Below are 6,136 nucleotides of genomic sequence, written 5' to 3' on the forward strand. Positions count from 1 at the left end.
CAGTGGTCCCGGTCTCGCGCCAGATCCGGTGCAGTTCGGCGTTCATCTGCTCCCGGGTCAGCGCGTCCAGGGCGCCGAAAGGTTCGTCCATGAGCAGCACCGGTGGGGAGTGCAGCAGCGCGCGGCAGAGCGCCACGCGCTGCTGCATGCCGCCGGACAGCTCGTGTGGCAACGCCTTCTCGAAACCGGTGAGGCCGGTCATCTCGATCAGCTCGTCGGCGCGGCGGGCCGCCTGCACCCGGTCCATGCCGCGCATCTCGGCCTGGAGCAGGATGTTGGCTCGGGCGCCGCGCCACTCCAGCAACGCGGCCTTCTGGAAGACGAAGCCGATCTCCTTCTGCGGGCCGCGTACCGGGCGCTTCAACAGGGACACGTCACCGCTGGTCGGCTTGACCAACCCCGCGACGATCTTGAGGAGGGTGGACTTGCCGCAGCCGGACGGGCCGACGATCGTGACGAACTCGCCCGGCTCGATGTCCAGCGACACGTCGTCCAACGCGATGGTCTGCGTCCGTCGGGTGGTGAACCGGACGGTCAGCCCGGACATCCCGATGGCGGTGCCGGTGGCTGCCGGCGCGGCGGTCACCGGGTCACCCCTGCGCCGCGTACGAGGAGTCCCAGTACGCGTTGGGCGCTCCGGGGTCCTTCAGCTCGGCGTAGCGGGACATCAGGTCGATGGTCTCGCTCCACTGGGCCTCGGTGTTCACCCCGGGCGGGCCGTCCGCGCCGATCAGCGGCATGTTGAGCGTGAGCTGCTTGGTGAGCACCTCGGGCGCCGGCTCGTTCTCGGCCAGGGCCGTCATCGCGCTCACCGCGCCGGCCGGGTCCCGGGCGGCGTCGGCCCAGGACTTCTGGGTGGCCTTGACGAACTTGCGGACCAGCTCCGGGTCCTTCTGCAGGGTCTGGGTGTTGGCGATCAGGCCGGTGCCGAGCAGGTTCATTCCGTAGTCGGCGAAGAGCAGCACGTCGACCTTCTTGCCGGTCTTGCTCTCGATCGTGGGCGCCTGGTCGTGGAAGAAGCCCATGATCGCGTCGACCTTGCCCTCGGCCAGGGCGGCGATCTTGCCGGCGGCGTCGACGTTGACCACCTTGACGTCGTCCTTCTTGAGGCCGTTCTTCTCCAGCCAGGCCGGGAAGGTCGCGTAGAGGGCGTCGCCGGGGGTGCCGCCGACGGTCTTGCCCTTGAGGTCGGCCGGGGTCTTGATGTTCTCCTCGGTGAAGAACTCCACCGAGGAGGGTCCCTTCTCCAGGTACGCCCCGAGGCTGCGCACCGGCATGCCGCTGGCCACCGACTTCAGCAGCACCGGGCTGTCGGCCCACCCGAAGTCGGTCTGCTTCTGGGCGACCTGCTTGACGGTGTTGCCCGAGCCGTTGCCGGGCAGGATCTTCAGGTCGATGCCCTCGGCGGAGTAGTAACCCTTCTGCAGGCCGTAGTAGAAGGGCGCGTGCTCGCCGTAGGGCACCCAGTTGAGGGTGAGGGTGACCTGCTTCTTGCCGTCCGCGCCGGTCTTGCCGGCGGGGTCGTCCCCACCGCAGCCGGTGAGGGCGAGGAGCAGAGCGGCGGTGGCCAGGACGGTGGTGGCGGTGCGTTTCATCGGTGCCTCCGTGATGGGGTCGGTCAGGAGGTGGTGAGGGACACGCCGGCCCGGCGGCTGGCGTGCCACGGAATGAGCAGTGCCTCGGCGATCTCGACCAGGACGAACAGGACGATGCCGATGGCGGACATCAGGATCAGGTCGGCGAACAGCAGTGGGGCGTCGAGGTTGCCGTTTGCCAGCAACAGGACGTAGCCGAGCCCTTCGCTGGCGCCGACGAACTCACCGACCACGGCACCGACCACGGCGAGGGTGACGGCCACCTTCAGGCCGGCCATCAGGTGCGGCAACGCGTTCGGGAAGCGGATCTTGCGGAAGGTGCGCCACGGCCCGGCGCCCATCGTGGCGGCGAGGTCGAGCAGCTCCGGGTCGGTGGAGCGCAGGCCGGCCACGCCGGAGATGACCACCGGGAAGAACGCGATGAGCACCGCCAGGATGATCTTCGGAGTGAGGCCGAGGCCGAACCAGACCACCAGCAGCGGCGCGATGGCGATCTTCGGGATGACCTGTGCGAACAGGACGATCGGGTAGAGCGCCTTGTCCAGGGTGCGGGAGTAGGCGATGGCGACAGCGGTGACCAGACCCAACGCGGCGGCGAGCACGAAGCCGAGCACTGTCTCGTAGAGGGTGACCACTGTGTGCCGGGCCAGCTCGGACCACTGGGTGGTCATCGTCTCCCAGACCTGGCCGGGGGTGGGCACCAGGTAGTTCGGGACGTACTCGCGGGCCGCCACGAACCACCAGGCGGCGAAGAAGACCGCGAGCACCAGCGCCGGGCGCCAGAGCGAGTCGGCGAAGGTCACCGCCCGGCGAGCGAGCGTGGAACGTGGTGGTCGGCCGCCGCCGGGTGCCGCTTTCACCACAGTGGACGGATCCGCGCCGTCATGAGCCTGCCGCGCATCGGTGCTGCCGGGCCCGGCAGCGGCAGCTCGCGCACCGCCGGTCAGGTCGGCGGCGGCCTGCCGACCCGCCGTGTCCAAAGAGTTCTCGGTCACGCGGAACCTCCTCGGGGCCCGGCACGACGCCCATGGAACGGGCCGGTCGACGGATCAGGCAAACGCTTTCCTGGAGCGTAGGCGGCCCCCTCACGCCGGGCAAGGCCTTTCCTCGATCTGTTTCCGCCGATGCCTGGCAGCCTTCGGCAGCCGTCCCGAGGGGACGGTCAGCCGGCCGCCGGGTAGGTGTCCAGTAGGCCGCACATGCCCAACCGGCCCCTCTCGACCGGCGCGTCCACCACGTACACCCCAGCGTCGCCCAGGTGTCCCGGGTCCCCTCGCTCCAGGGCGTCGAGCTGAGCGGCGGTGTCGGCGGCGGCGCGGCCCGCGCCGGCCTCCCACCGCTGCCGCCACCGCGTCAGCAACGGCTGGCGCAGGGCTGTCGCGGCGGCGTGGAACGCGGCCAACGCGGCCGGACCACCGGACCGCAGCGCCTGGAAGCCGGTCACCGCCAGATCCCGACGGCGGTACGCGACGCGCACGTCCGCGCCCGGCGCTCCCCCGTCGGGCAACGCCGCCGCCACGGCGTACGCGGCCGGATCGGCCAGCACCTCGGGTGGGAAGGTCAGCACCGCGTCGCCCGCCTCGGGCAGGCCGCTGTTCTGCATCAGGACCACGATGCTCAGCCCGCCGGTGTTGACCAGGCGATGCACGGTGCCCGGCTCGAACCAGACCACCACCCCCGGTCTCAGCGGCGTCTCCCGATAGCCGTCCGTGGTCAGGGTCTGCACCATGCCCTCGCCGTCGGTCACCACGTACCCCTCGGTGCAGCACAGGTGCACGTGCGGGGTGCCGCCGACCAGGCCGTCCGGGCCCACCGTGTCGTAGACGCGCAGCCGGGACACCCCGACCCCGCCGGGCAGTGGTGCCGGCCGGTCACGCATCGAAGTACTCGTCCGTGTCGTCAGCGGCCGGCAGTGACACCAGCAGCACGGTGAGGTCGCCGATGGCCCGGTGCCGGCAGCCCGGCTTGATCAGGAACGCGGACATCGGCCGAGCGGGGTGACGGACGCCGTCCAGCTCGATCTCGCCCTCACCGGCGAGCACGACGTAGTACTCGGTGGCGACCCGGTGGTGGTGGGTCACCGCGTCCTGCACCTGGAGCAGATGCACGCTGGCCTGGCCCTCGCTCTCGGCGATGAAGCCCCGGCGGGTGGTCCCACACGAGCAGCGACGGGCGGTAAGTTCGTCGAGTTGAAGTACCGCGAAGCGATCGGACACGGCCGGGCCTCCCTGCGGGAAAGGGCTTTCTCTGCGGTACGGTGACGCTAGCCGGCACGACGAAACGCCGTCAACAGATCGAGGGGGCGGGCCATGGCGACCCTGTCCGATGTGGCCCGCCGAGCGGGCGTCTCGCCCGCCACCGCCTCCCGCGTCATCAACGGCAGCAGCAAGCCGGTTACCGACGAGCTGCGGGAACGGGTGCTCGCCGCCGTCGCCGAGTTGCAGTACGTGCCGAACGCGCACGCCCAACTGCTGGCCCGCTCGCACCGCAGCGCTGTCGGCGTGATCGTGCACGACGTCTCCGACCCCTACTTCGCGGAGATCACCCGAGGGCTGCAACGGGTCGCCACCGACCAGGGCCGGCTGCTGATGATCTGCAACAGTTACCGGGACCCGGACCGCGAGTTGGAGTACGTGGAGCTGCTGCGCGGCCACCAGGTGGCGGCGCTGATCCTGGCCGGCTCGGGCTACCACGACGAGGCGTTCACCCGGCAGCTCAACGAGAAGCTCGCCGCGTACGAGGCCACCGGCGGGCGGGTGGCGGTGATCGGCCGGCACGAGCACTCCGGCGACGCGGTGATGCCGGACAACCGGACCGGCGGCTACCTCGCCGGGCGGGAGCTGTGCGGGTTGGGACACCGGGCGATCGGCGTGGTCGCCGGCCCGCGCATCCTGACCACCACCACCGACCGGCTCGCCGGCCTCCGGCAGGCCCTCACCGAGCAGGGCCGCGAGCTGCCCGAACGGCGCATCCGTTACGCGGAGTTCGACCGCGACGGTGGCGCGGAGGCCACCGCCCGACTGCTCGACGCCGACCCGGAGCTGACCGCCGTCGTGGCGCTCAACGACTCGATGGCCATCGGCGCGCTCGCCACTCTGCGCGCGCGTGGGATGGCGGTGCCACAGCAGATCTCGGTGCTGGGTTTCGACGACATGCCGATCGCCCGGGACGTGACCCCGGCGCTGACCACAGTGCGACTGCCCCTTGTCGACATGGGTGTGCGGGCGATGTCCCTGGTGCTCGGCGTCGGAGCCCCGACGCCCCGGATCGAGGTGCTCCCCGCCGAGTTGGTCCGCCGCGACACCGCCGGTCCCGTCCCCCGGTCCACCCGCGCCACCGCGGGTTCCGCGCCACGCGCCCGGCGAGGTGACAGGACGTCGTGACCGGTGTCAGCCCGACCCAGCGGCCCCTCACGCGCGCCGACGTGGCGTACCTGATCGCTGCGTCGTTCGGCCCACACACCCGGGTCCGCGACGCTGGTCCGCTGGCCGGCGGCGGGTACGCGACGGTCTGGTGGGCGCTGCTCGACGACGAGCGTCGGGTGGTGGTGAAGCTGGCTCCGCCGGCCGGAACCCCGCTGCTGCGCTACGAGCGCGGGCTCTGCGCTGCCGAGGAGCGATACTTTCGACTCGTCGCGCAGCGGGCGCCGCAGGTGCCCGTCCCCCCGGTGCTCTGGCGCGGCGCCGACCCGGCGTACGGCGAGTGGTTGGTCACCACGATGCTTTCCGGCCGGTCGCTGTCCGGCCTGGCCGAGGCCGGTGTCGTTGTCGACGACGGCCCGGCGCGCCACGACCTCGGGGTGGCCCTCGCCGCGTTGCACGGGGTGACCGGTGAGCGGTTCGGGTACGACGACGACCGGGCCGGCGGGCCGACCTGGCGGGCGGCGTTCACGGCGATGCTCGACGCGCTCCTGGCTGACGCGGCGGACTGGGACGTCCGACTGCCGGTGACCCCGGAGCAGCTGCACGCGCTGGTGGGGCGGCACGCCGACGTGCTCGACGAGGTACGCCGACCGGCGCTGCTGCACTTCGACTGCTGGGACGGCAACGTGCTGGCGGCACCCGACGCGGACGGCCGGTTGCGGCTGCGCGGCCTGGTGGACGGCGAGCGGTTCCTCTACGGCGACCCGCTGCTGGACCTGGTCTCGCCGCTGCTCTTCCGACGCGTGGAGGACGAGCCGGAGCATCCCCTGCTGCGCGGCTACCAGGCCGGCGCGCCCGAACCGTTGGTGCTGGACGCTTCGGCACGCCGTCGGCTCGGTCTCTACCGGTTGCACCTGTACCTGCTTATGACAGTGGAGATGCCCAGCCGCGGGATGACCGCGCACAGCCATCCCTGGCGGTCCGCCCGGCTGGCGGCCCTGCTCGACGAGGAGCTGGCCGCGCTCGCCTCGGGCTGACGTCCCGGCGCGGGTGGCATCCGGCGCATGATCGGCCGGCGCGGGGGGGGGGGGGGGGGGGGGGGGGCGCCCCCCCCCCCCCCCCCCGCGTGGGCGGGAGGGGGCCCGGACCACAGGGCCCACCGTCAACAAGCTGAGCACA

Annotated in this window: 7 protein-coding genes; 2 read left to right on the forward strand and 5 right to left on the reverse strand. The window is 71.9% G+C overall.

Going from position 1 to position 6,136, the window contains the following annotated elements; all coding sequences use genetic code 11:
- From ABZ749_RS26930 to ABZ749_RS26950, 5 genes are all read right to left on the reverse strand, one after another.
- On the reverse strand, positions 1-586 hold a 586-nt coding region (locus ABZ749_RS26930; RefSeq protein WP_357232721.1), incomplete at its 3' end, for an ABC transporter ATP-binding protein.
- Positions 587-590: 4 nt separating this feature from the next.
- A complete protein-coding gene (locus ABZ749_RS26935) occupies positions 591-1,595 on the reverse strand; it encodes an ABC transporter substrate-binding protein (RefSeq protein ID WP_357232723.1) in 1,005 nt (334 codons plus the stop codon).
- 23 nt (positions 1,596-1,618) lie between these two features.
- On the reverse strand, positions 1,619-2,590 hold the full coding sequence (locus ABZ749_RS26940) for an ABC transporter permease (protein ID WP_357232725.1): 972 nt from the start codon (positions 2,588-2,590) through the stop codon (positions 1,619-1,621).
- A gap of 167 nt (positions 2,591-2,757) precedes the next feature.
- Positions 2,758-3,474 carry a cupin domain-containing protein gene (locus tag ABZ749_RS26945; RefSeq protein WP_357232727.1) on the reverse strand — a complete coding sequence of 239 codons (717 nt, stop codon included), beginning with the start codon at positions 3,472-3,474 and terminating at the stop codon, positions 2,758-2,760.
- Positions 3,467-3,811 carry a cupin domain-containing protein gene (locus ABZ749_RS26950; RefSeq protein ID WP_355006751.1) on the reverse strand — a complete coding sequence of 115 codons (345 nt, stop codon included), beginning with the start codon at positions 3,809-3,811 and terminating at the stop codon, positions 3,467-3,469. Before ABZ749_RS26950 ends, ABZ749_RS26945 begins: the two co-directional genes overlap by 8 nt.
- Before the next feature lie 93 nt (positions 3,812-3,904).
- Between ABZ749_RS26950 and ABZ749_RS26955 the strand changes: the two genes are divergently transcribed.
- The gene (locus tag ABZ749_RS26955) at positions 3,905-4,978 is read left to right on the forward strand and encodes a LacI family DNA-binding transcriptional regulator (protein ID WP_357232729.1); all 1,074 of its coding nucleotides are present in this window, start codon (positions 3,905-3,907) and stop codon (positions 4,976-4,978) included.
- Positions 4,975-5,994 (forward strand): aminoglycoside phosphotransferase family protein, encoded by a 1,020-nt coding sequence (locus tag ABZ749_RS26960; RefSeq protein WP_357232731.1) that lies wholly within the window; start codon positions 4,975-4,977, stop codon positions 5,992-5,994. Before ABZ749_RS26955 ends, ABZ749_RS26960 begins: the two co-directional genes overlap by 4 nt.
- The last annotated feature ends 142 nt before the right edge of the window (positions 5,995-6,136 follow it).

It is taken from the genome of Micromonospora sp. NPDC047753 (genome assembly GCF_040642735.1).
Lineage (GTDB): Bacteria > Actinomycetota > Actinomycetes > Mycobacteriales > Micromonosporaceae > Micromonospora.

Bases quoted from the DNA above. Each gene is read 5' to 3' on its own strand.
- ABZ749_RS26935 (WP_357232723.1), bottom strand. From the start codon at position 1,595: ATGAAACGCACCGCCACCACCGTCCTGGCCACCGCCGCTCTGCTCCTC.
- ABZ749_RS26945 (WP_357232727.1), bottom strand. From the start codon at position 3,474: ATGCGTGACCGGCCGGCACCACTGCCCGGCGGGGTCGGGGTGTCCCGG.
- ABZ749_RS26955 (WP_357232729.1), top strand. From the start codon at position 3,905: ATGGCGACCCTGTCCGATGTGGCCCGCCGAGCGGGCGTCTCGCCCGCC.